The organism is Shewanella sp. UCD-KL21, assembly GCF_001957135.1.
Classification (GTDB): domain Bacteria; phylum Pseudomonadota; class Gammaproteobacteria; order Enterobacterales; family Shewanellaceae; genus Shewanella.
This window is the reverse complement of record NZ_MPHK01000011.1, coordinates 63,809-86,985: the sequence shown is the minus strand read 5'-3', so window position 1 is coordinate 86,985 and position 23,177 is coordinate 63,809. Positions and strand designations below refer to the sequence as shown.

At 42.6% G+C, this 23,177-nt stretch carries 18 protein-coding genes and 1 pseudogene; 8 read left to right on the top strand and 11 right to left on the bottom strand.

The window, feature by feature from the left end:
* Window positions 1–96: 96 nt before the first annotated feature.
* The 5 genes from BM739_RS11605 to BM739_RS11585 all read left to right on the top strand — a co-directional run bounded on the left by BM739_RS11605 (window position 97) and on the right by BM739_RS11585 (window position 5,829).
* Entirely contained in the window at window positions 97–1,347 is a 1,251-nt protein-coding gene (locus BM739_RS11605; protein WP_076540782.1) for a cysteine desulfurase, read from the top strand.
* 118 nt (window positions 1,348–1,465) lie between these two features.
* Entirely contained in the window at window positions 1,466–1,912 is a 447-nt protein-coding gene (locus BM739_RS11600) for a SufE family protein (RefSeq protein WP_076540780.1), read from the top strand.
* A 34-nt stretch (window positions 1,913–1,946) separates the two neighbouring features.
* Window positions 1,947–3,128 carry a membrane dipeptidase gene (locus tag BM739_RS11595; RefSeq protein WP_076540778.1) on the top strand — a complete coding sequence of 394 codons (1,182 nt, stop codon included), beginning with the start codon at window positions 1,947–1,949 and terminating at the stop codon, window positions 3,126–3,128.
* A gap of 953 nt (window positions 3,129–4,081) precedes the next feature.
* On the top strand, window positions 4,082–5,149 hold the full coding sequence (locus tag BM739_RS11590; protein ID WP_076540777.1) for a ParA family protein: 1,068 nt from the start codon (window positions 4,082–4,084) through the stop codon (window positions 5,147–5,149).
* Window positions 5,149–5,829, top strand: a complete 681-nt coding sequence (locus tag BM739_RS11585; RefSeq protein WP_076540775.1) for a hypothetical protein — start codon at window positions 5,149–5,151, stop codon at window positions 5,827–5,829. Before BM739_RS11590 ends, BM739_RS11585 begins: the two co-directional genes overlap by 1 nt.
* 306 nt (window positions 5,830–6,135) lie before the next feature.
* Here BM739_RS11585 and nqrF read toward each other — a convergent pair whose 3' ends face one another.
* The 7 genes from nqrF to cobA form a co-directional block, all read right to left on the bottom strand.
* Entirely contained in the window at window positions 6,136–7,353 is a 1,218-nt protein-coding gene (gene nqrF, locus BM739_RS11580; protein ID WP_076540773.1) for an NADH:ubiquinone reductase (Na(+)-transporting) subunit F, read from the bottom strand.
* Between the two features lie 125 nt (window positions 7,354–7,478).
* Window positions 7,479–8,087, bottom strand: a complete 609-nt coding sequence (nqrE, locus tag BM739_RS11575) for an NADH:ubiquinone reductase (Na(+)-transporting) subunit E (protein WP_076540866.1) — start codon at window positions 8,085–8,087, stop codon at window positions 7,479–7,481.
* Window positions 8,088–8,092: 5 nt separating this feature from the next.
* Complete coding sequence (locus BM739_RS11570; RefSeq protein WP_076540771.1) at window positions 8,093–8,713, bottom strand: NADH:ubiquinone reductase (Na(+)-transporting) subunit D; 621 nt, start codon at window positions 8,711–8,713, stop codon at window positions 8,093–8,095.
* Complete coding sequence (locus tag BM739_RS11565) at window positions 8,713–9,483, bottom strand: Na(+)-translocating NADH-quinone reductase subunit C (protein ID WP_076540769.1); 771 nt, start codon at window positions 9,481–9,483, stop codon at window positions 8,713–8,715. The genes BM739_RS11570 and BM739_RS11565 overlap by 1 nt, the downstream gene beginning before the upstream one ends.
* A complete protein-coding gene (locus tag BM739_RS11560) occupies window positions 9,473–10,690 on the bottom strand; it encodes an NADH:ubiquinone reductase (Na(+)-transporting) subunit B (RefSeq protein ID WP_076540767.1) in 1,218 nt (405 codons plus the stop codon). Before BM739_RS11560 ends, BM739_RS11565 begins: the two co-directional genes overlap by 11 nt.
* Complete coding sequence (locus BM739_RS11555) at window positions 10,690–12,051, bottom strand: Na(+)-translocating NADH-quinone reductase subunit A (RefSeq protein ID WP_076540765.1); 1,362 nt, start codon at window positions 12,049–12,051, stop codon at window positions 10,690–10,692. The genes BM739_RS11560 and BM739_RS11555 overlap by 1 nt, the downstream gene beginning before the upstream one ends.
* A gap of 484 nt (window positions 12,052–12,535) precedes the next feature.
* Window positions 12,536–13,348 (bottom strand): uroporphyrinogen-III C-methyltransferase, encoded by an 813-nt coding sequence (gene cobA, locus BM739_RS11550; protein WP_076540763.1) that lies wholly within the window; start codon window positions 13,346–13,348, stop codon window positions 12,536–12,538.
* Window positions 13,349–13,626: 278 nt separating this feature from the next.
* Between cobA and BM739_RS11545 the strand changes: the two are divergent.
* A pseudogene (locus tag BM739_RS11545) lies at window positions 13,627–14,487 on the top strand (phospholipase A).
* Window positions 14,488–14,602: 115 nt separating this feature from the next.
* Here the strand turns inward: BM739_RS11545 and BM739_RS11540 are convergent.
* The 4 genes from BM739_RS11540 to BM739_RS11525 form a co-directional block, all read right to left on the bottom strand.
* Window positions 14,603–16,324, bottom strand: coding sequence for a hypothetical protein (locus tag BM739_RS11540; RefSeq protein ID WP_076540761.1), 1,722 nt, complete (start codon window positions 16,322–16,324; stop codon window positions 14,603–14,605).
* 694 nt (window positions 16,325–17,018) lie between these two features.
* Window positions 17,019–17,792 carry a phosphoadenylyl-sulfate reductase gene (locus tag BM739_RS11535; RefSeq protein ID WP_076540759.1) on the bottom strand — a complete coding sequence of 258 codons (774 nt, stop codon included), beginning with the start codon at window positions 17,790–17,792 and terminating at the stop codon, window positions 17,019–17,021.
* Window positions 17,785–19,476 carry an assimilatory sulfite reductase (NADPH) hemoprotein subunit gene (gene cysI, locus BM739_RS11530; protein ID WP_076540757.1) on the bottom strand — a complete coding sequence of 564 codons (1,692 nt, stop codon included), beginning with the start codon at window positions 19,474–19,476 and terminating at the stop codon, window positions 17,785–17,787. Before cysI ends, BM739_RS11535 begins: the two co-directional genes overlap by 8 nt.
* A gap of 100 nt (window positions 19,477–19,576) precedes the next feature.
* On the bottom strand, window positions 19,577–21,361 hold the full coding sequence (locus tag BM739_RS11525; RefSeq protein ID WP_076540755.1) for an assimilatory sulfite reductase (NADPH) flavoprotein subunit: 1,785 nt from the start codon (window positions 21,359–21,361) through the stop codon (window positions 19,577–19,579).
* A 339-nt stretch (window positions 21,362–21,700) separates the two neighbouring features.
* Between BM739_RS11525 and BM739_RS11520 the strand changes: the two genes are divergently transcribed.
* Complete coding sequence (locus BM739_RS11520; RefSeq protein WP_076540753.1) at window positions 21,701–22,894, top strand: NAD(P) transhydrogenase subunit alpha; 1,194 nt, start codon at window positions 21,701–21,703, stop codon at window positions 22,892–22,894.
* A 5-nt stretch (window positions 22,895–22,899) separates the two neighbouring features.
* A complete protein-coding gene (locus tag BM739_RS11515) occupies window positions 22,900–23,175 on the top strand; it encodes an NAD(P) transhydrogenase subunit alpha (protein ID WP_076540864.1) in 276 nt (91 codons plus the stop codon).
* Window positions 23,176–23,177: the final 2 nt, after the last annotated feature.

Here is a 23,177-nt window from a genome sequence, read left to right as displayed (position 1 = left end):
GCTTGCAATAAGCGCTACAATCTATGAAGATCGTAGCGCTTTTCTTATGCTGAAGCGATAACTTCAGCAGCCCATCATTAACTTAACGAGCTTTCAATGACAGTGCCTGTGGATACCGTTTTAATTAATAACGCCTTTGATCACCAAGCGATTCGATCTCAGTTTCCAATATTGGATCAACAGCTAGATGATAATCCATTGTGTTATTTAGACACGGCAGCCACCAGCCAAAAGCCTGTTTGTGTCATTGAGGCAATGACGGACTATTATCAGCATGATAATGCCAATGTGCATCGCGCCGCCCATCAGTTATCAGCCAGAGCCACTGCCAGCTATGAACACGTTCGTAATCAAGTTAAGCAATTTATTAATGCAAGCCGAACTGAAGAAGTTATCTTCACTCACGGCACCACTGAATCTATCAACATGGTCGCCGCAGGCTTAAGCAAACAGCTTAAAGCTAACGATATTATTTTAGTTGATAGCGCCGCCCATCACGCCAACTTAGTGCCATGGCAGCAATTGGCCAAAAATACCGGCGCTGTGATTAAACCCATTCCACTGAATGAGCATTTATCCATTGATATCAACGCTTATTCAGCACTGCTAAGTTTAAAGCCTAAGCTCGTGGCCATAAGCCATGTAACCAATGCGCTGGGCTCGGTAAATGATGTCAGCCAATTAGTTGAGCTTGCCCAGCAAGTAGGCGCACTAACCCTTGTTGATGGCGCTCAGGCCATCGCCCATATCGATGTCGATGTACAACAAATTAACTGCGACTTTTACGTGTTTTCAGGCCATAAAATGTATGGTCCCACTGGCGTTGGGATCTTATATGGTCGTTATGCTGAGCTCGATAAGCTTGAACCGCTGCTCACCGGCGGCGAAATGATAAAGTCGGTGAGTTTTGACGCTACCACCTTTGGGGAGCTGCCCAATAAATTAGAAGCCGGCACCCCAGCGATTTCAGCGGTTATCGGTTTAGGCGCCGCCATTAGTTTTATCAATGGACTGCCAAAAGCTGAGTTACTGGCCCATGAGCAAAGCTTACTGAGCTATTTGCAAGATGAACTCAGAAACTTAGGCGATATAACCCTTATTGGGGCAACGGCGCATAATATTGGCGTGGTTGCGTTTAACTTGGCACAAGAGCATCATCAAGATGTTGGGATACTACTTGATCAACAAGGCATTGCCGTTCGCTGTGGTCACCACTGCGCCATGCCATTAATGCAGCAGCTAAACATTAAAGGTTGTTGCCGAGCATCCATTGGCCTCTATACTAATAAGCAAGACATTGACCTGTTTATCACGGCGCTTGGCAATGTCAAAGAGCTACTGTTATAGCTTTAAGTTTTAGCTTTAAGTAATAGCCGGATGTTTTAGTCTGATCTTTTAGGCTGGCTTTTTAACCTTAGCTTTATAGCTGCATATACTCTCCACCACCTGATAGTAAATTGAGAAAATGACTAACCAATTACCACAACCCCAAGAGCACTGTTTTAAACCGCTAGATAATAAGGTCGCTCAAGCTGTCAGCGCGATTGAGTCAGCAAGCAACTGGCAAGATAAATACCGTCAAATTATGCTGGTTGGTAAAGCCCTACCGCCACTTGATGATGCCTTTAAGCTAGAGTCAGCCCAAGTCAAAGGCTGCGAAAGCCAAGCATGGCTTTACCATAAAGCGATTGATGGCAAACATTTTTTTTGTGCCGACAGTGATTCACGTATAGTTAAGGGTCTAATTGCTATACTGTTATATGCCACTCATACAAAAACCAGTGCCGCCATTAACGCATTTGACTTAACTGAGTATTTTGAACAATTAGGACTCAGTGGCCAATTAAGCCCATCACGTACCAATGGGCTTACCGCACTCGCCAATGCTATTAAGCAATACGCCGCAAATTAATCAATCATGATTACGAGCGTCAAAAGGAATAACTATGTCTGAAAGCGCTTGTAACCAAAACAGAAGAACCCTACTAAAAGCAATTGCTGCAACCAGCTTACTTTGCCCGCTGTATAGCTCTTCTGTGTTTGCCGCTCCCAAAAAGCGCCTCTATATTGATGGTTTATCATTTCTACCGGAAAACCTAGCAGATGTACGCGCATCAAAACTTGATGCTTACATCTGCGATATCTCCGCCATTGAACCCATTACACAGCCTGATGGCACCACCAATTACAAACGCAGCTACAAAGCCTGTATCGAAAGCATTAAGCAGGCTGAAAAAGTGGTCGATGATAACCCATCAGTGTTATTGCAAGGGCTAACAGGTACCGACATTGCCAAAGCCCGAAATGAACAGCGCACCGCAGTTTACTTTCAAATCCAAGGCGCTGACTGTGTTGAAGCCGATGCCGATATCGCTAACAGCAGCGACAAGCCTTGGCCACAATTAAATGAATTTCACCAACACGGGTTACGGGTGCTGCAGCTAACCCACCACTACGGAAACCGCTTTGCCGGTGGCGCATTAGACAATGATGGCTTTCAAAGCCTCAATAAGCCACTAACCGCTGATGGTCAGGCATTAATCGCCGAGCTTAACCGTCGTAATATTCTTATTGATGTTAGTCACTCAAGTCCGCAAACCGCACTGGATACCGCTAAAGCCTCCACTAAACCCATAGTGCAAAGCCATGGCGCTGTGCGCTCCATCGTCAATAATGCTCGCTGCTCACCCGATGAAGTGATCCGCGCCATTGCCGATACAGGTGGCGTGTTTGGTATTTTCATGATGAGCTTTTGGCTCACCAATAAGCCAGTGCCGAGTATTGATGATTATATTCGCCAACTTGATAGAGTCGCTAGACTGGGCGGTATGGATGCGGTGGCCATTGCCAATGACTTTCCGCTGCGGGGCCAAGAAAACTTACTGGCGTTAAATAACAATAACGCTGAAGGGGTAAAACAATACCTGGGTTGGTGGCAAAGTCTTGCGGATAAAAATGTCTTAGGCTTTGACCATACCCCAGAGCATGTGGTTATCCCAGAATTTAACCATATCGACAGAATGAGCCGCATCGATGATGCACTAGCTAAAGCACGCTATAAGTCCAGCGATAGAGACCGCTTTTTAGGTGGTAACTGGCAAAGAGTGCTTAAACAAGTGTTGGTTTAGACCTACATCCTTTATTTCCAAACTCCGTTTGGATTAACATCGTGGCGCTTCGCCCACACCAGAGTCAAGGGGGAAAGCGCTTGTCCCCCTTAACAAACCCTCAGCGCCCCGCCGAAAAATGCTGAAAAGCGCATAGTTTTCGATGGGGATCGATCCAGCTTCTGACTTCGTTTGTTGACTGCTTCAGACTTATTCGAAAATGCTAACGCTTCCGATGGTGCATCCATGCACCTCGAAAGCTATGCTCACATCCATGTGAGCATCACGCTATTTTCTTCAACGTCCTCAATTCAAATTGAGTCTTTTGGATTTTTATCTTTATATCTTTTTAATCTTTTATTTGGCACGAATACAGTCTAATCGAAGAAGCAATAATCCCAGTGTAGATGCAGCAGCGAGCTTCCAAAACATGGCAAAGTTTTACAGAGTGAAACGCTCTGAGCGAGAGGCATGGATGCCGAACTGGCCTTTTAACATGGATGTTATTTGTTTTGGCAGAGTCTACATGGACCTTTTGATTTATATAAAGAATGCGGCGTCTCGCAGCTGTATCTGCACATAAGGTCGCTCTTTCACATCCATGTGATCGCGACATTCGTATGTCCTATACAGCACCTGCGGCAGGCAATTGGTTATATTGAAGTAATGAACTTAGATAAGCTAGCCAACAACAACTAAGTAAAACATTGAACTAAGAGCATAAGTTATATTAAAGTATAACCACTTAAGGACAAAGTTAGGTAGCCTCGAACACAATCATCGAGCACGCCATTTAGGGAAGAAGAAGCCATTTCATAATGATTCGTCAATCAACTTCCACTTTAAAGTTTACTCTGACCCAACTACTTTGACCCAACTAATTTTATTATAAATTAAATAAAGGCAGGGATTTATCCGAGGCGCTGGATAGTAAGCTGTTATGCGCATGTCGAATGCATTATTAAGGAATAAAAATGACAAAAATAATTACTTTGTATAATCACAAAGGTGGCGTATCCAAAACAACTACGTGTTTTAATCTTGCTAAGTTACTTTCAACCAATGGTAAAAAAATACTTGCTGTTGATGCTGACCCTCAATGTAATCTAACGGAATTAATGCTTTCTCCGCAGATAGCACGCTTAGATGAATTGGAATTAGAGACTCATCAAGAAAAAGAGATTCAAGGTACGAGCTTACTAGAATTACTAAAACCAAGAATTGAAGGTGAAGTAGCTGAAATACCTCTAGAATCAGTTGAAACTATAGATATCGATGAAAACCTTATCTTAATGAAAGGTGATGTTAACTTAAGTTCTATAGAGGACTCTTTAGCAGAGTCGCATATTCAGCGCTTTTCAAATAAAACGCATGAAAAGAGAACTTATGTCGCTATAGCGGATCTATTAAGAAGGTTTGGGGATGCAAATGATATTGATTATATTCTAATTGATGTAGGTCCTAGCTCTGGAGCATTAACTCGAGCATGTTTCTTAGCTTGTGATGCTTACTTTGTACCAACGTGCCCTGATCGATTTAATGTTCAAGCGATTGGGACTTTATCTACGATAATAGGTAAGTGGATTAAAGATCACCAACAAATAAGAGATGATTTCCAAGAAATTGGGCTGCCAGTCCAACATGGATTACCTAAGTTTTTGGGCGTGATATTACAAAGCTTCAAAATAAGGGGGGGGCAACCCAAGCCTACATATCTTATGTGGATGGAGCGAATTCCCCGAAAAGTAGAGCACTCTCTGTACCCTGTAATTTCCAAGTTTAACAGTGAAGATTATGATCTTACATCCGGTTTAACAGGAGACAATATTGTAGTATCAAAAATTAGAGACTTTGAAGGTCTTGCTCCAATAATGCAAGAGCATGGTAAACCTATGTTTGATCTAAGTCAGGATGACACCAGGGTTATGGATCCAAACAATAGAGCGTGGACTGGTGCCGCTTGGACTGGTGCCGTTGCACGTATGGCTGATTATAAAGAGTGTATTTCTCAATTAGAAACTCGTCTTTTGGAATTAGATTAATGAGCTTAGATTTAAAAACACACATAGTTGCTTTTATTGATTTACTCGGTTTTAGCTCAATGGTTTCACATGACTGTGAAAAGCCAGAAGGCGAGCAAAAATATATTTCTAAGCTTTATGATATTCATAAAAAAACAAAAGAAATATCTGCTCGTTTACCAGGTATGACTTTAACTCAATTTTCTGATTCTGTAGTTCTTTCTGTACCATATAGCGTCGATAATTTTAGTTCGATATGCCAGATTATTTCTAGTTATCAATATGATTTATTGTGTTCAGGCATACTTTGTCGTGGAGGTGTTTCTTATGGTAAACACTTCTCTACTGAAGATTTTTTATTTAGCCACGGCTTGATTGATGCTTATAATATTGAATCTAAACTGGCTTTAAATCCAAGAGTTGTAATCTCGAAAGCTCTTATTGAACTGGTTTTTGGAAGTACAGCTAATGTGAATGACCAATTACTTTTGGAAGAAAGTGATGGCTTATTTTTTCTTGGTTATCTAAATGGGGAAACAGCCGCTGATAACCAAAAAGTTTTAGAGAAGATTTTACCAGAGAAACTTAGTGAAAATCCTTCTATTCGTGCAAAGCAAATATGGATAATTGATTATTTTAATAGTAAATACCCAGAAAATAAAATACGAGAGGCCCATAGATTCAGTGTCTGTTGCACATAACTATTCGCTTAGCAAAGCTTTACAAACTCGTCTCTGTCCAAAAATAAGCTAGATAAGCTCTAATGTAGTGGCCAGTTTTAGTTAGCCACTTCAAATATCTTTGCTCGCCAACAGAGAGTTTCAGTCGAAAAGACGCATAATTGATAATTCCTTTGAGCTTCGCTTGCAAGGTAAACATCAAGATTTTAAGCTCGACAAACTCTAGGCTCGACAAATTTTAGACAAAAAAAGCTGAAACCTAGGTTTCAGCTTTTTTGTTTGGAAATGCTAACTGTTAGCTAGCTTTAGAAGCTAGGTAACTAAACATTAGCCACCAAAGTCATCTAACAGTATGTTCTCTTCTTCAACACCTAAACTTTCTAGCATGGTGATCACTGAAGAGTTCATGATTGGAGGGCCACACATGTAGAACTCACAATCTTCTGGCGCTTTATGATTCTTAAGATAGTTTTCTAATAATACCGTATGAATAAAGCCGGTATAACCGGTCCAGTTATCTTCAGCTAAAGGCTCTGACAAGGCCACATGCCATTCAAAGTTGTCATTTTCAGCGGCTAAGGTATCAAAATCATCTTGGTAAAAAATCTCTCGCGCTGAACGCGCCCCATACCAAAATGACATTTTACGTTTCGTTTGCTTACTCTTAAGTTGATCAAAAATATGCGAACGCATCGGCGCCATACCTGCGCCACCGCCAACAAACACCATTTCAGCGTCTGTTTCTTTGACAAAAAACTCACCGAAGGGCCCAGAAATAGTTACCTTGTCGCCAGCCTTTAAATTAAAGATATACGACGACATTTTCCCTGGGGCTAAATCGTTGCTTGGCGGCGTAGCAATACGCACATTCAGCATGATGGTGCCTTTTTCATCAGGGTAGTTCGCCATTGAATAAGCACGTAATACTTCTTCATCCACGGTTGAAACTAGGCTAAATAAGTCGTACTTATCCCAGTCATCACGATACTGTTCTGGAATATCAAAGTCAGCGTATTTCACCTCATGGGCCGGGGCTTCAATTTGAATATAACCACCGGCTTTGAAATGAACATCTTCCCCTTCAGGGACTTTCAGTAGCAGCTCTTTAATAAAGGTCGCTTGGTTGTCATTAGAAACTACCTCACATTGCCACTTTTTAACCCCAAAGATCTCTTCATCCACTTCCAGTTCCATGTCGGTGCGCACCGCAACCTGACACGCTAACCGGCAGCCTTCTTTGGCTTCTTTTTTGGTGATGTGGTCAAGCTCTGTGGCTAAGATATCACCGCCACCAGATTTCACTGTGACCCGACATTGGCCACAGGTGCCGCCACCGCCACAGGCCGATGGAATAAAAATACTGTTGCTCGCCAGTGCGCCAAGCAGTTTATCACCAGCAGGTGTGCACACACTTTTGTCTGCATCACCATTAATGCCGATGGTGACATCACCCGTACCCACCAATTTGCTTTTGGCGAATAAAATTATCATTACCAGCAAACTTACCACTATGGTAAACATGCCTATGCCAATTGCCATTTCCATTAAATGCACCTTCTCAACAGTTGCTGATAACAAGCAGTCTCATGGCTCAGTTTTACTAAAACCCGTGATTCAAGCATGAGTGAGTCATCTATAAGCGAATTCAAATTTGTTTGCATTTTCACGCCTTACAAAGTGATGCCAGCAAATGACATAAAACCTAATGCCATTAAACCTGTAGTAATAAAGGTAATGCCAATTCCTTGCAGCCCTAGTGGGATAGCATGAAATTTCATCCGTTCACGCAGCCCTGCGAGTAAGACAATGGCCATCGCCCAGCCCACTGCACTACCTGCTGCAAACACCACAGATTCGCCTAAGTTATAGTCACGGTTAGCCATGAAAATAACTCCAGCAAAAATGGCGCAGTTCACCGTTAATAGCGGTAAGAAAATACCTAAAGATTGATACAAAGTTGGAATGTATCTTTCTAAAAACATCTCCAAAATCTGCACTAATGCGGCAATCACCCCAATAAAGGTAATTAACTGTAAGTAGCTTAAGTTAAGCTCAGGGAAGCCCGCCCATGCCAGTGCACCAGGCGCAAGGATATTCACGTAAATCAGCTGGTTTACCGGTACAGCTAATACCATCACCACAATCACCGCAATACCTAGCCCAAAGGAGGTTGAGACCTTTTTAGATACCGCAAGGAAGGTACACATGCCTAAGAAAAAAGACAGTGCCATATTGTCGATAAAGGCCGCTTGAATAAATAAATTAATATAGTGTTCCATTGCCATTATCCTCTCTTACGCTGCACAACATTGATCGCCCAAATCATCACGCCGATCAAAAAGAATGCGCTTGGTGGCAAGGTGAACATTTCATTGGCAAGATACCAACCACCGTTTTCGATAGTCGTAAATATCTCTTTGCCAAATAAGGTTCCGCGTCCTAGTAGCTCACGCACAAAGGCGACACTTAATAAAATCACCCCGTAGCCCATGGCATTACCTAACGCATCAACAAATGCCAAATGCGGCGGGTATTTCATCGCAAATGCTTCTGCGCGACCCATGATGATACAGTTGGTAATAATCAAACTGACAAATACAGATAACTGCTTTGAAAGCTCATAAGCCACATCCTGCAACACCATATCAACGATAATTACCAAGGAGGCAATGACCGTCATTTGCGCAATAATACGCACGCTGCTAGGGATAAAATTACGAATGCTCGAAATGATCACATTGGAACACACTAAAACAAAGGTCACCGCCAGTGTCATCACCAATGCGGTTTGCATTGAATTACTGACAGCCAATGCAGAACAGACCCCTAGCACTTGCATCGCCACTGGGTTATTGGCAAAAATCGGTGAGGTCAGAATTTGTTTAGTTGAGATAGTCGTACTCATTATTTCGCCTCCGTAGTGGCAAACTGGTTAAGAAAGGTTTGATAACCTTCTACACCAAACCAAAATTCAACCGCACGTTGAATGCCCATACCCGTTCGGGTTGCGCCACTAACGCCATCAACACCGTGAATATCACCTGCTTTAGCGCCGCCTTTGATAACCTTGATTGAAATTTTGCCTTTATCATCAAATAGCTGTTTGCCTTTCCATAAGTCAGTCCACTGGGGATCTGTTACAAAATCAGCAATACCTGGGGTTTCGCCATGTTCGTAGAAAATAATATTCTCAACGGTATTTAAATCTGGCTTAACGGCCAAATAACCATAAATCATCGACCACAGCCCTTTACCATAAATGGGCATCACCACGCTGGATAATTTGCCATTAGTATCAAAGACTTCAAATACGCGGATATTATCTGCACGGCTTTTAATTTTGGCGGTATCTTTTTTAGGTTTTGATGATGTATCAGGGTTTATCGCTGCCATACGCTCATCAAAATCAAGTAGATTGGCATGTTCAACAAACTCACCCGAGTCTAGATTTACCATTTTAGGGCTTACTCTTTGTTCAAATAATTCCCTAAAGTCGCCGCCGCTGATATCAATATTAGCGGCCCGTAATACAAACTGCTGCACTTCATCACGCTTTTTAACCAGCTTACGTTCTTTGAGAATTTCAGCGGTACCGGTGATCATAAACGAACAGACTAAACTGAGGCTGATGATAAAAATCATCGTGCCTGCTATGCTATCTTTCTTATAGGCCATGACGTTTTAGTCTCCGTTTAATGTTGGCGCGAGCCACCAGATAATCGAATAATGGCGCCCATAAATTAGCGAATAAAATCGCCAACATGATCCCTTCGGGTAACTTCACATTCAGCACTCGAATGAGTATGGTCATAAAACCAATTAATGCACCGTAGGCATACTTAGCATTGCGGGTATAAGAGGCGGTTACCGGATCGGTTGCCATAAACATCATCCCCAGAGCAAAACCACCGGTGACTAAATGCCATGTCCACGGCATAGCAGCCATAGAGCTTTTTTCCAGACCAACCAGATTAAACAAGATAGCGGTAGCCACCATACCAAGCATGACACCGGCAACCACTCGCCAATCTGCCACTCTGGTGAGCAACATAACGCCGCCACCAATCAAAATAGCTAATGTGCTGGTTTCACCAATAGAGCCTGGAGTGAAGCCTAAAAATGCATCCATCCAAGCTGGATCTGATAAGGCGCTAATCCAGCTGACATCGGCAAACATATTCGCGCGACTGGCAGCGGCTTGGGTTAAGATGGTAGCACCTGAGAAACCATCAGCAGCCACAAACTGGCTAAGAGCCGCTACTTCGGTCGGATAGGCAAAATAGATAAAGGCGTAACCCGCTAACGCTGGGTTTAAAAAGTTATAACCCATGCCGCCAAACATTTCTTTGGCAACAATAACCCCAAAACTCACGCCTACAGCAATAATCCATAAGGGTGTCGATACTGGCACTATGATAGAAAACAGCAATGCGGTAATGAAGAAGCCTTCATGTAACTCTTGGCGCCGCACTTTGGCAAAAACCACTTCCCAAACTAAACAGACAAACAAGGTCATCAGGTAGATTGGCACATAATAACTGGCGCCATAAGCCATTAAGCTGACAAAACTTGATTGCTCAGTTAATTGGCCAAATAACATTGAAAACAAGCCTGACTGCCAGCTCTCAGGTTGAGTTGCCCCAGCCATGATGGCAATTTGGGCTTGCAAGCCTAAGTTATACATCCCAAAAAAGATGGCGGGTAATAAGCACATACCCACAATATGCATGGTACGTTTTACATCAATCGCATCACGGACATGGACTTTACCTTTGGTACTACGACCACGGGCTATCCATAATGACCGCAAGTAACTTTTCATCGAGTCGCCATGAGCGTAATAACGATCCTGATGACCCGGTTTCTTTTGTTGCTGACTCATTAACCTTCCCTCTCGATGATATCTAGGCAAGCACGTAACTCTTTACCAAAGTCATACTTTCCGGGACAAACAAAGGTACAAAGTGCTAGATCTTCTTCGTCTAATTCTAAAGCGCCTAATAGCTGCGCTTCATCGGTATCTCGCACCACCAGATCTCTCACCAACAAGGTCGGTAAAATATCCAAAGGCATCACCCGAGCAAGCTGGCCAAAGGCCATCATCGCACGAGGAGAGCCACCAGCATGGGTGGTAAAATCAAACAGTTTTTTGGTACGGCTAAAGCCTGACATCATGATGCCAGTGAGTGAGAACTTTTCTTTATTGCGGCGCACCCAAGGTAATAACTCGTGACGGGCGTTTTCTGTCAGTACACAAACTTGATTATGATAACGACCTAAGTAGTTATAAACCCCAACTGCGGTATGGCCACAAAGCACTGAGCCCGATACTACCCGAGAGTGAATATCTTCAATTTCATTTTCAACTAGCTCACCCAAGTCGGCCCCTAATTGGGTGCGCAGTAACCTTGGCTTTAACACATTGGGCCCTGCAAATGACACCACTCGTTCACTAAATAGCTCACCGGTTTGAAACAGCTTGCCAAAGGCAATCACATCTTGATAGCCAATATGCCAAACTACCCGCTCAACACTCACTGGATGCAGCAGGTGAATATGAGTACCTACCAGCCCAGCTGGATGAACACCGCCAAATTGATATGACTCAACTTGAGCTAAATCATGGCCAGGTAACGCCTCACCTTGATCATGACACAGCATCACTTTGCCATCGGTTAAACGGGTTAATGCCTGCATCCCCACTGTAAATGCTTGTGGCTGCTCAGCGATAATAACTCGCGGATCTGCAGCTAACGGATTACTGTCCATGGCGGTAACAAAGATTGCCGATGGCCTAGTATCTAACGCAGGAATTTTTGAGAAAGGACGGGTTCTTAACGCGGTCCATAAACCACTGTTAACCAGATTGGTTTGCACCGCTTCGCGGGATAATGCCAAGACATCATCACTGGTTGCAAAACTTATTGCATCATCGCCTTTACAACGGATAACTACCGATAATAGCACCCGTTTTTCACCGCGATTAATGGCAATAACTTCGCCACTCGCTGGTGCAGTAAAGGTCACTCCGGCAATCTTTTTATCTTGAAAAAGCGCTTGGCCTTTTTTAACGATATCGCCTTCTTCAACCAACATAGTCGGCTTTAAACCAACATACTCTTCGCCTAATATGGCAACTCTGGTTGGCTTTGCTGTGACGTCGATTATTTGTTGCGGCTCACCCGCTATAGGCACATCGAGGCCCCGTTTAATTGTTATAACCTGATTTGAGGATCCAGCCATTACTTGTAACCTTTAAAATTCAGATACCACATAATAAATAGATTTGTGACCTAAATCCGCTATTGAGGTCACACCTTTTGAATAAATTGTGAAACAAATATACTAACAACGACTAAATTCGGCCAAAAGTTTGAACTGAGACCGATATTCAATTTCAAAACAGGAAGTAAAGCACAAAAATCAGTATCAAAAACGCTACCTAATGCGTAACTAACCCATGTATCACAGTTTAACATAGACACAGTTCACACTAATCTCAATAAAAGCTGTATGAGAATTACAAAAATCAAAATTTGTAAGCTGAGCACTGAGATAAGAATTAGCTTGAAGCGATAAAAATGTAAATATGAGGGCAAGTATGAAGGGAAAATATTAATAGCAGGCCTGAATAGCTCAACATTAAAAATGGCCAAGACTGTCGTCTTGACCACTTAAGTTCATGCGATCAAAAAGTATCGGTAAATATAGCTTAAGATAAAATCCGTTACACACTCACTTGAGACTGAATTTGTGCAGCTGAGTACTCTTCAGGATTAAACCAGTTGAGGCTGTCAGCTAATGACACCACCTCACCGATAATCATCAATGCCGGCATTTGCAAAGCAGGATCTGCAGCCAGCTGCGATAACTCACTTAACTTACCGATAAAACGTTGTTGTGATGAGGTCGTCGCCTTAGAAACAATAGCCACAGGCGTATCACCATCACGGCCACTACTCATAAGTCCATCACGGATAATCTCTGCGTTCAAAATGCCCATATAAACCACTAGGGTATTATTGGGATTTGCATAACCTTGCCAGTCCATCGGCCGACTTTGTAATTGGCAATGACCCGTAATAAACGTGACCCCTTGAGAAAAATCTCGGTGGGTTAATGGAATGCCAGCATAAGCAGCGGTGCCACTGGCAGCAGTAATACCTGGGACAACCTCAAAAGCAACCCCTGTTTCGGCTAAGGTTTGCAGCTCTTCGCCACCACGGCCAAATATAAACGGGTCACCACCTTTAAGGCGGACGACGTTTTTGCGGGTATAAGCTTTAGTCACCAGTAACTGATTAATTTCATCTTGGCCGGCGCTATGCTTGCCAGCACGTTTACCAACAGCAATTTTTTCTGCACTTTGTGGGATTAAATCTAAGATGTCTTGGCTAACAAGGGCATCGTACAGGACGGCATCAGCTTGCTTTAACACGCGATAAGCTTTGAGAGTGAGAAGCTCAACATCCCCAGGCCCTGCACCGACTATCCATACTTTACCTTTGGCCTCTTGACCCGGTATTGAAACCAATTCCATTTCCCAAAACCCCACAGTGTTTACTTAGCATCAAATATAGCCCTTTATATATTCCATATATAATAGATATTACTTAGCTTTTATTCCATTTGGTTATATGAAGCCTATTAAATGTCATCAAATAGCCTTCGAAAAATAAAGATCAAGCGACTGCTGTAAAGCTCAAGCTAAAAATGATCAGCGCTTTTCATTTGTAACCATAGTGTTAGTCTAGAAAAATATAATAAAGGGAGCTTTTAATGATACCAACATGGATCAGATTATGGTTTAGCGCAGCCATGTGCATAACGCTAAGTCCACTTGCTTTAGCCGAGGACTCGCTCGTTGACAAAAGGGTAAAAAATGAGCTTAAAACCTCAGAAGAGCGCTTTGTCATCACCCCCCATAAAGTCAATTATATATTGCCATACACTTATAACGACAACCCAAATGTTGACCCTTATATAACGCTTTCTAAAGATGAAAATACTGAAGAAGTCATTGATAACGCTGAAGCAAAATTTCAGATAAGTTTTAAATTTCCGCTGTGGTATAACGTTTTTGGCGACAATGGACACCTCTATTTTGCTTATACCAATCAATCTTACTGGCAAGTCTACAATAAAGAGATTTCCTCACCTTTTAGAGAAACTAACCATGAACCGGAAATGTTCATGCTGTTTAATAATGATTGGCAAGTGGCTGGGTTAACAAATTCGTTTTGGGGTGTGGGGGCTGTGCATCAATCTAACGGCAAGTCAGGTTCACTTTCACGCAGTTGGAATCGGATCTACGGCACCATGGTATTTGATAGAGGCCCTTTTGCATAAGGCATTAAAGCGTGGTGGCGTATTCCTGAAGATGAAAAAGTAACCCCAAACTCACCTGAAGGCGATGATAATCCTGATATTGAAGACTATATGGGCAACTTTGAGTTAACAGCCGTCTATGGCCTTGATGAGCATATGTTTACCTTAATGGGTCGTAATAATTTACAAAACCCAAATAAAGGCTCAATAGAGTTTACTTGGAACTATCCGATATTAGGCAATTTACGCTTATATACTCAGTACTTTAATGGCTATGGTGAAAGTATGATTGATTATAATCATCATAATCAGCGTATTGGGATCGGGGTTTCAATTGGTGATATTCTGTAAAAACAAGCCATTATAAATAATAAAAAAAACAATAAAAACAACAATAAAAAAGGTGAAGCTGCAGTTATATACAGTTCACCTTTTTTTTTCAATACCCGACTAGCTTGTTAGCAACTTAGTAAGCTTTGCTATCTCCACGTGTTGAGATAACAATGCCTTTATCGGTAATATCAAAGTTTACCTGCATTCGCATATCGTAATCTTTGAGCATTTCTAGCTCTTCAGGCACTTGCTCACCGTTTTCTTCAATAAGTGAGAATACCGGCGTCAGCACTTTTTGATAATCAATCGACATATTCGCTAAGCCATTAGCGACCAGCGGTTCTTTAGCCAGCTTATTAGCTAAATCCTCACCTTTATCACCACTATAAATCACAATGTGCTGATCTTTAATGGCCATTTGAGCGCTTACCCCCATTGAAGGTGGCAGCATTAGCAATGAAGACACATCAACAGGATCACCATTGGTCTCCAGTTGAACTTGGGCTAACTGAGGCACAAATGGCTTAATCATGTTTAATAGCATTTCTGGGTTTTCAGCCGATAAGCTAATCAGTGCATCTAGGTGCTTAAAGCCTGGCTCACCATTTTCGTCAGTTAAAGAGAAATCAACAATCGTTGCACTCATGCCTTTAACCCCATTGGCCATGCCCGTCATCATCCCTAGCATTGCCGGATTTTGACCGCTAATTTCATATTGAATTTGCGCTAGTGCTTCACACTGATAGCTCGGCGTTTGTAAATCTTGCCAAATTTCAGTTAATGCAGGTGCTAATTGCGCCGCATCAAGCCCCAGTGCTATCGACATAGCATTGTCAGTTAGGCTATTAGTGAAACTAGGAATAAAACCGCGCATTTTATTAAATGCACCTAAAATCACTTGGTTGTTAGACTCAACTACCATTTCAGCATCAAACTGGGCTTCTTTACGGCTGACATTAAATGCTTTTAAGCCCATAACCGTGCGCGGCCAATTTGCAGCGATAGCATCAAGCTCTGTTTGACACTCAGCCGTTTTAAACTCTGCAAAAGGATCACTGCCAGTGCCATCTAACTCGCCCAACTTAGTTAACTGTTTAGCCAGCATATTGCCATTAGATGAGGTTAATCCTTTCACTAATTCCACATGGTTTATAAAGCTTATACTGTCGTTCAAAAAACCATGAGTCTTAATAATATCTTCAATAATGCCACTGTCACTAATTGGATTATCAACTTTAGTTAACCCCAGCGCTGTTGCTAATAATTCTGGCTTATTGAATGAGGTATTTAAGGTTACTGTTAACCAGCCATCTTGCTGGGCAACAACTAAATCAATCGATTCATCGTCATCAACCAGTGAATAAGCGCGGTATTCTAAGCCTTCAATGGTTTCAGTTTTATGGGCTAAACCGCTTTCTTCAGACGCTTTATCCAATACTTTCCAAATAGCTTGTTCATCAGTGACTTGCACTTTAAAGACTGGCAATGCCCCTAGAGTGTAGGTATATGACTCAATCTTAGCTGGTAAACCAAAGGTTGCTAAAAACAGTTCAGGGTTTTCAAGGCTAGTTAAATAGCTTTTATATAAACTGACAAAAAATCCCTCTTGGGCACTTGAATATGGACCGGCTTGCTCAATCTGCTCTAGCTGGGCAATACTATTTTGCCCCATAGGCATTGAATACAAATAGTCTTCTAAAGGAAACGGGGTAAGTTGCCCTGAAAAAAATAAAGTATCAGCGGGAATATACGCTAGCATGTCGTTATCTGTAGTGGTTGCACCATCGTTATTCGATAGCATGTATGCGCCTGCACCAGCAGCGGCAATTGCAACAGCGATAGCCAGTTTTTTCATTATTTTGTGCTCCATAATTCACATGTAAGTAATAACAAGTCACTCTTCCTTGAGAGTAAATGCTTAGTTAATGCCAATAACTCAAATAGGTTAAGCATGGCAATAATTTAGCACACTTTTTATCTTCAAATCATATCGATGAATGACAAAGCACTGGAACTAAACAAATATTAATCATCAAGGGCTGTATTAAAAAAACGGTTATGAGGATATAAAAGCAGATGATGTATTACAGGGGAAGGTTGCTCGGTTGGCCACAATTAAGACCAACCGAGACAACCAAAAGATTATGCTTACGCTAGCAAGCCAATCACTACACACTCGTTTTACGAGCGAGGCTTTGGAGGTACGTGGCGTGCAAAAACATGCCTAAAGTGTCGACAAAACCATCTACGGGAACTTCTTAATCTAGACTATAGAATTAACAAATGCCTAATTGTTTTTGGCTAAATATCACGATATAAAGCAACAGAGGTAAATATCAGTCATTGGTTTTAATACTTTGGTCGAAAGCAATGCTAGCGATTAATAATAAGCGCTCGCATTAGCAGTAAATATTAACCTTAGCGACCCATATGTTGCGTTCAACATCCCTATTGACTCTTTTATTGAGTCCCAAAAAATATTAAACTCAAAAAAATATCAGCCTCATTGGACTGATATTTTTATAACCAAATGACTAACCTGCAATTGGCTAAATTTCGTAATGTAATCCACATTCACGCTTCAAACCATTGAATCGGGTTTCTTCTTCGCTCATCCCTAATTCAAGCGGCTTACTTGAATGAGTGTCACCAACTGAAACATATCCCTTTTCCCACAGCGGGTGGTAAGGGAGTTCATGTTCAGTTAAATACTCATGCACATCTTTGTTGCTCCATTCAATAATGGGCAGCAACTTATATTTATCACCATGTATTGCAAGAATCGGCAGTGCTTCACGGCTACTGGCTTGTGAGCGACGCAGCCCGGCAAACCAAGTGCCGACATTCAGCTCAGCCAAAGCACGTTGCATAGGTTCCACTTTATTAATGCGATTATACTTTTCTAACCCTTCAAGATCTTGTTCCCAAAGCTTACCGTAACGCGCCTCTTGCCATGCTGATGACTGCTGTGCGCGAAATACCTGTAGGTTTAAATCCAGTCTTTGGGTTAGCTCATCAATAAATTGATAGGTTTCTGCAAACAAGTATCCGGTGTCAGTTAAAATGACCGGAATATCTGTCTGCGCTTGGCTTACCATATGCAACATAACGGCAGCTTGAATACCAAAACTTGACGATAAAGCATGTTCGCCAGGCAAAAAAGCTAATCCCCAAGTGACTCGCTCTTGCGCGGTTAAATCGGCTAAAAAGCGATTCACTTTTTCTAGCACTATTTTTTGCTCTGACTTCGGAGCAGTTAATAGTGCTTGCAACTCATTGTGATTAATCATCGTGTTAACCTCTGTAGCTAACGCATTAGCCATGAAAATCTACAGCTGCATCGTTCACTGCTTTGATAATGCCAAAACGAACTGTAAAGTTACCGAAGGTTTCACCCGCATCACGTTCTAGTACATACAATCCGAATATTCTGTCTAACTCAGCTAAAATTTCAGCTTCTTGAATATTCTCTTTGTACATCTTATTAAGTCGTGTGCCTTCAAAGCTTGCACCTAAATACAAGTTATAACGGCCTGGCGCTTTACCTACTAAGCCAATTTCGGCCGCAAACGGTCTCGCACAGCCATTAGGGCAACCTGTCATTCTCACCACAATAGCTTGCTCACTAATACCGTGCTTAGCTTGCAGCGCATCAATATGGTCAATAAACTCGGGGAAATATCTTTCTGCTTCGGCCATGGCTAATGGACAGGTAGGCAGCGCCACGCAGGCAATTGAATGACCACGGGTTTGACTGATAACCTTGCCAAAAAATCCATGTTTGCGGGCTAAATCTTCTATTGCCGCTTTATCTTGCTCAGCAACCCCAGCAATAATCATGTTCTGATTAGAGGTCATTCTAAAATCACCTTTATGGATTTTAGCGATTTCTCTTAAACCTGTTTGCAGCGTTTGACCGGGTTCATCTTTAATGCGGCCACTTTCAATAAATAAGGTTAGATGCCAGTTGTTATCTAAGCCTTTTACCCAGCCATAACGGTCGCCACGATCGCCAATTACCACCTCACGTTTAGGCTCAAAACTCACCCCGGCACGCTTTTCAACTTCCGCTTTAAACTCTGCAACCCCATGATCAACAATGGTGTACTTTAAGCGTGAACGCTTACGATTAACGCGGTTACCCCAGTCACGCTGTACTGTCATGACCGCTTCAGCGAATTTAATCACATCGTCAGTTTTAATAAAGCCAAAATCATCCGCTAGACGCGGGAAAGTCTCCACCTCACCATGGGTTGAGCCCATACCGCCACCAGCAACTAAGTTGAAGCCAACTAATTCACCGGCCTCTGCCACTGCAATAAAGCCTAAATCATTGGTGTATACATCCACATCATTGTCAGGTGGCACAGCTACGGCCATTTTAAACTTACGTGGCAAGTAGGTTTTACCGTACACAGGCTCGTTAGTTTCGGTATCAAGCAGCTTTTCTTTATCTAACCAAATTTCAGCATAGGCATGGGTATGAGGCAGCAAATGATCTGATAACTCTTTGGCCACCGCGTAAGCCTGTTGATGTAACTTCGACTCGATTGGGTTTGGGTTACACATTACGTTGCGGTTAACGTCTCCACAGGCCGCAATAGAATCTAACGCCGCTCGATCAAGGCCTTGGATCAGCGTTTTTAAATTACGCTTTGGAATACCGTGGTATTGAAAGGTTTGACGGGTGGTCAAACGAATACTGTTTGATGTGGTTAGCGTTGATGAGATTTTATCCACATCTAACCATTGCTCAGGACTACAAATGCCACCAGGCACACGGGCACGCAACATGAAGCTGTATAGCGGCTCAAGTTTTTGCTCTTTGCGCTCGATACGCAAATCACGATCGTCTTGTTGATAAAAGCCGTGGAATTTGATCAACTGCTGATCACCATCGCTAAACGAACCGGTAACTTGGGTATCTAAGCCTTCTTTAATGGTGCCGCGCAGGTAATCACTGTCGGTTTTTAAATATTCATTTACTGCTAACTTTTGCTCACTCATCCTGTGGCCTCTATCAATGCTTTTATGACGCTGGGGATATCACATCACCAGCGTGAATATTATTTTCGTTATGCTTATTTCGAACTCATTCAGTCTGTATTTAGTAAACGTCTTTTTGATAACGTTTCGCACTGCGCAGCTCTTCAAGGTACTCCTCAGCGCCTTGTGCATCTAAACCGCCATACTTAACCGCTACATCTAATAAGGCTTGATGGACATCTTTTGCCATACGCTCTGCATCGCCACAGATATAGAAATGCGCGCCATTTTGTAGCCATGCCCAAATCGCTTCACCTTGCTCAGCAATACGATGCTGCACATAAATTTTATGTTGTTGATCACGTGAGAAAGCCACATCTAAGTGCGATAAATCGCCCGCTTTTAGGTACTGTTGCCACTCAACTTGGTATAAGAAGTCTTGCTCGAAATGCGGATTACCGAAAAATAACCAGCTATCGCTGTTAACGCCGTCGGCAGCGCGTTGTTGCATAAAGGCTCTAAATGGCGCTACACCCGTGCCTGGGCCAACCATGATCACTGGAGTATCGCTATTTTCTGGCAAACGGAAATGCTTATTGGGTTCAACGTACACCTTAACTTGCTGACCTTCTTCGGCTGAAGCTAAGAAGTGCGAAGCGCCGCCAAAACGCGCTTGACCTGCACGTTCATCTTCAACCAGTGCCACGGTTAAATGCACTTCGTTTTCAACTTCTGCTTGGCTAGAAGCAATGGAATACAAACGCGGTGTTAATGGGCGTAATAAACTCACTAAGGTTGCAGCATCGATTTTTACTGGATACAAACTGATTAAGTCCGCTAATTGATGACCTAATACAAACTGGCGAGTTTGCTCTTTATCTGCAGCAATCGCGCTAAGCTCTGCATTCCCCGCAAGCTCTGCCCATGCCGTCACAAGACCTGGGTAAAGTTGGGTTAGCTCTTTTTTATCTGTTAGTGCCTGTTGTAGTGATAAGGTATTTTTACTCACAACAACTTCAGCTGCGCCGTCTAATGCTAGACCGCTTATCACTTCAGTGACTAAAGCCTCGTTATTGGTAAACCAAATACCTAAGGCATCACCCACTTGATAATTAATACCTGATTCGCCTAAATCGATTTCTACATGGCGAACATCACGATCTGAATCACGACCGGTGAGCTTTTGACTTAATAACACTTCTGCTTCATAAGAATTTTGCTTGGTAAATTCGCTTTCACCCGCAGACTTGGCTGTATCAATTGACACCACACTAGCACTGCTAGTTTCAACTAATGGCTCAACCGCTGTTATTACCGACTCAAGCCATTGCTCTGAAGCTTCTTCGTAATCAACATCACACTCAACAAGAGGCAATAATTCTTTTGCCCCTAAAGCAGATAAGCGTTCGCTAAAGTCTTTGCCTGTTTGGCAATAAAACTCATAGCTTGAATCACCTAAGGCCAAAATTGAAAAGTTAAGTTGATCTAACTTAGGCACTCTTTTTGAAGCAAGGAACTTATGTAATTCAATAGCATCATCTGGCGCTTCACCCTCGCCATGGGTACTGACCACCGCAATCAAAATGGTTTCTTGCTTTAGCTGACGCACATTGTAATCAGCCATTGAGCTTAAATTAACCGCAAAACCTTTAGCGGATGCCTTAGCAGCTAACTCTTTAGCGATACCTTGACCGTTACCGGTTTGACTACCAAATAAAATGGTCACGGTTTGCGCAGCACTGGCCTCAGGTTCTGCCGATACCAGCCCTTGGTTTGAAGATGCTGCCAAATAGCCACTTACCCAAGCTAATTGCACCGCAGATAATTCAGAAGTGAGCTGTTTTAGCTTGTCGACTTGTCCTTGAGACAATGGCGATGCGAATGAAGAAAGTTCTTTTAACAACATTGGAGAGCCCTATAACAGTTTAATATCATCAGATTACTCCGATTCTTTAAAACCAAAAAAGACTAAAAGTTGATTCTTTATTCCATTAAGGAATATGCAAAGCTGCATTTTTAAGCTACAAAAGTGTGGTCTAGTGCAAACTTTTAGGTCAGACCTCGGTAAAAATGTGATTTAGCGCATTAATTACTTGTTTCAAACCTAATAATTGCCAGAATGAGGCACTTAAAAAAATTGTGCTTCATAAAAGGCACTTTAAAAAATGAGTATTTAAAACAGTTATGTAATAAGTACTCAAACGACCCGACCCTTCCCTATCAAAATAACTAAGAGGTTGTCCTTTTGAAATTAGGTCTACCGAAAGAGAGTCACCCAGGTGAGTTACGTGTTGCGTTAATCCCTGCCAATGTGACCGCATTATTGAAAAAACAGCTACAAGTGATCGTAGAATCAGGCGCTGGACAAAACGCAGGCTTTACCGACGACGATTATGTCAAGGTTGGAGCCACGATTGCTTCTTCAAGAGAAGCATTACTCGCAGATGCCGATATCCTGACCGTGGTTAACTGTAAGGGTGATCAATTTGATGAAATTAAAGCTGTAATCAAGCCTCATCAATTGGTTATTGGCATGATGGACCCACTGATTAATCCTCAGAATGCACAAGCTATTGCAGACACGGGTGGCAGCGCGATTGCCTTAGAATTAATTCCGCGTATTACTCGCGCTCAAAGCATGGATATCTTGTCATCAATGGCAACGATTTCAGGCTATAAAGCTGTGTTACTCGCCGCTCATAAAGCGCCGCGTTTATTTCCAATGATGATGACAGCGGCTGGGACATTAAAACCCACTCGCGCCTTTATCATGGGTGTGGGTGTTGCAGGTCTTCAGGCCTGTGCAACCGCTAAGCGTCTCGGTGCAGTTGTCGAAGCCTATGATATTCGCCCTGCAGCGCGCGAGCAGATTATTTCTGTTGGCGCAAAACCAGTTGAGCTTGATATCGAAGCAGAAAACACCGAAACCAAAGGTGGCTATGCTACCGAGCAAAGTGATGACTTTTTAAAGCGTCAACAACAAGCGATGGCGAATGTGTTAGCACAACAAGATATTGTGATTACCACAGCAGCCATTCCTGGCCGTAAAGCGCCGGTGCTTATCACCAAAGAAATGCTTGATGGCATGAAAAATGGCACCATCATTGTTGATTTAGCCGCAGAATCAGGTGGCAACTGTGAATTAACCCGCGTTGATGAAGTTGTGATGCATAATGGCGTGATGATCTTAGGGCCATCTAACGTACCTAGCACTGCTGCGAATCATGCCAGCCAAATGTATGGTAAAAATGTCGAGAACTTACTGAACTTAATCGTCAGTAAAGAAGGTGAACTGGTTCTTGATTTTGAAGACGAAATTGTTAGAGACACTGTTGTTGCCCATGGCAAAGAAGTCACCAGTGCTCGCCTAAGAGATTTATTGGGTCTTGCGCCTTTAGCAACGCCTGAAGCTGACACCAGTGTAGAGGAAAAAGCATAATGGATATGACCTTACTATTATTACTGACGCTTTTTGTCGTCGCAGTATTTTTAGGTGTTGAGCTGATCACGAAAGTACCACCGACACTGCACACGCCATTAATGTCTGGTTCGAATGCTATTTCAGGTATTTCACTGGTGGGCGCCCTACTGTCAGCAGGTTCTGGCGGTGGCATTATGGTGAATGTACTTGGCTTTATCGCCGTAGTGCTGGCTACCATCAATGTGGTCGGTGGTTACATGGTCACCAACCGTATGCTCGCTATGTTCAAGAGGAAATAGAC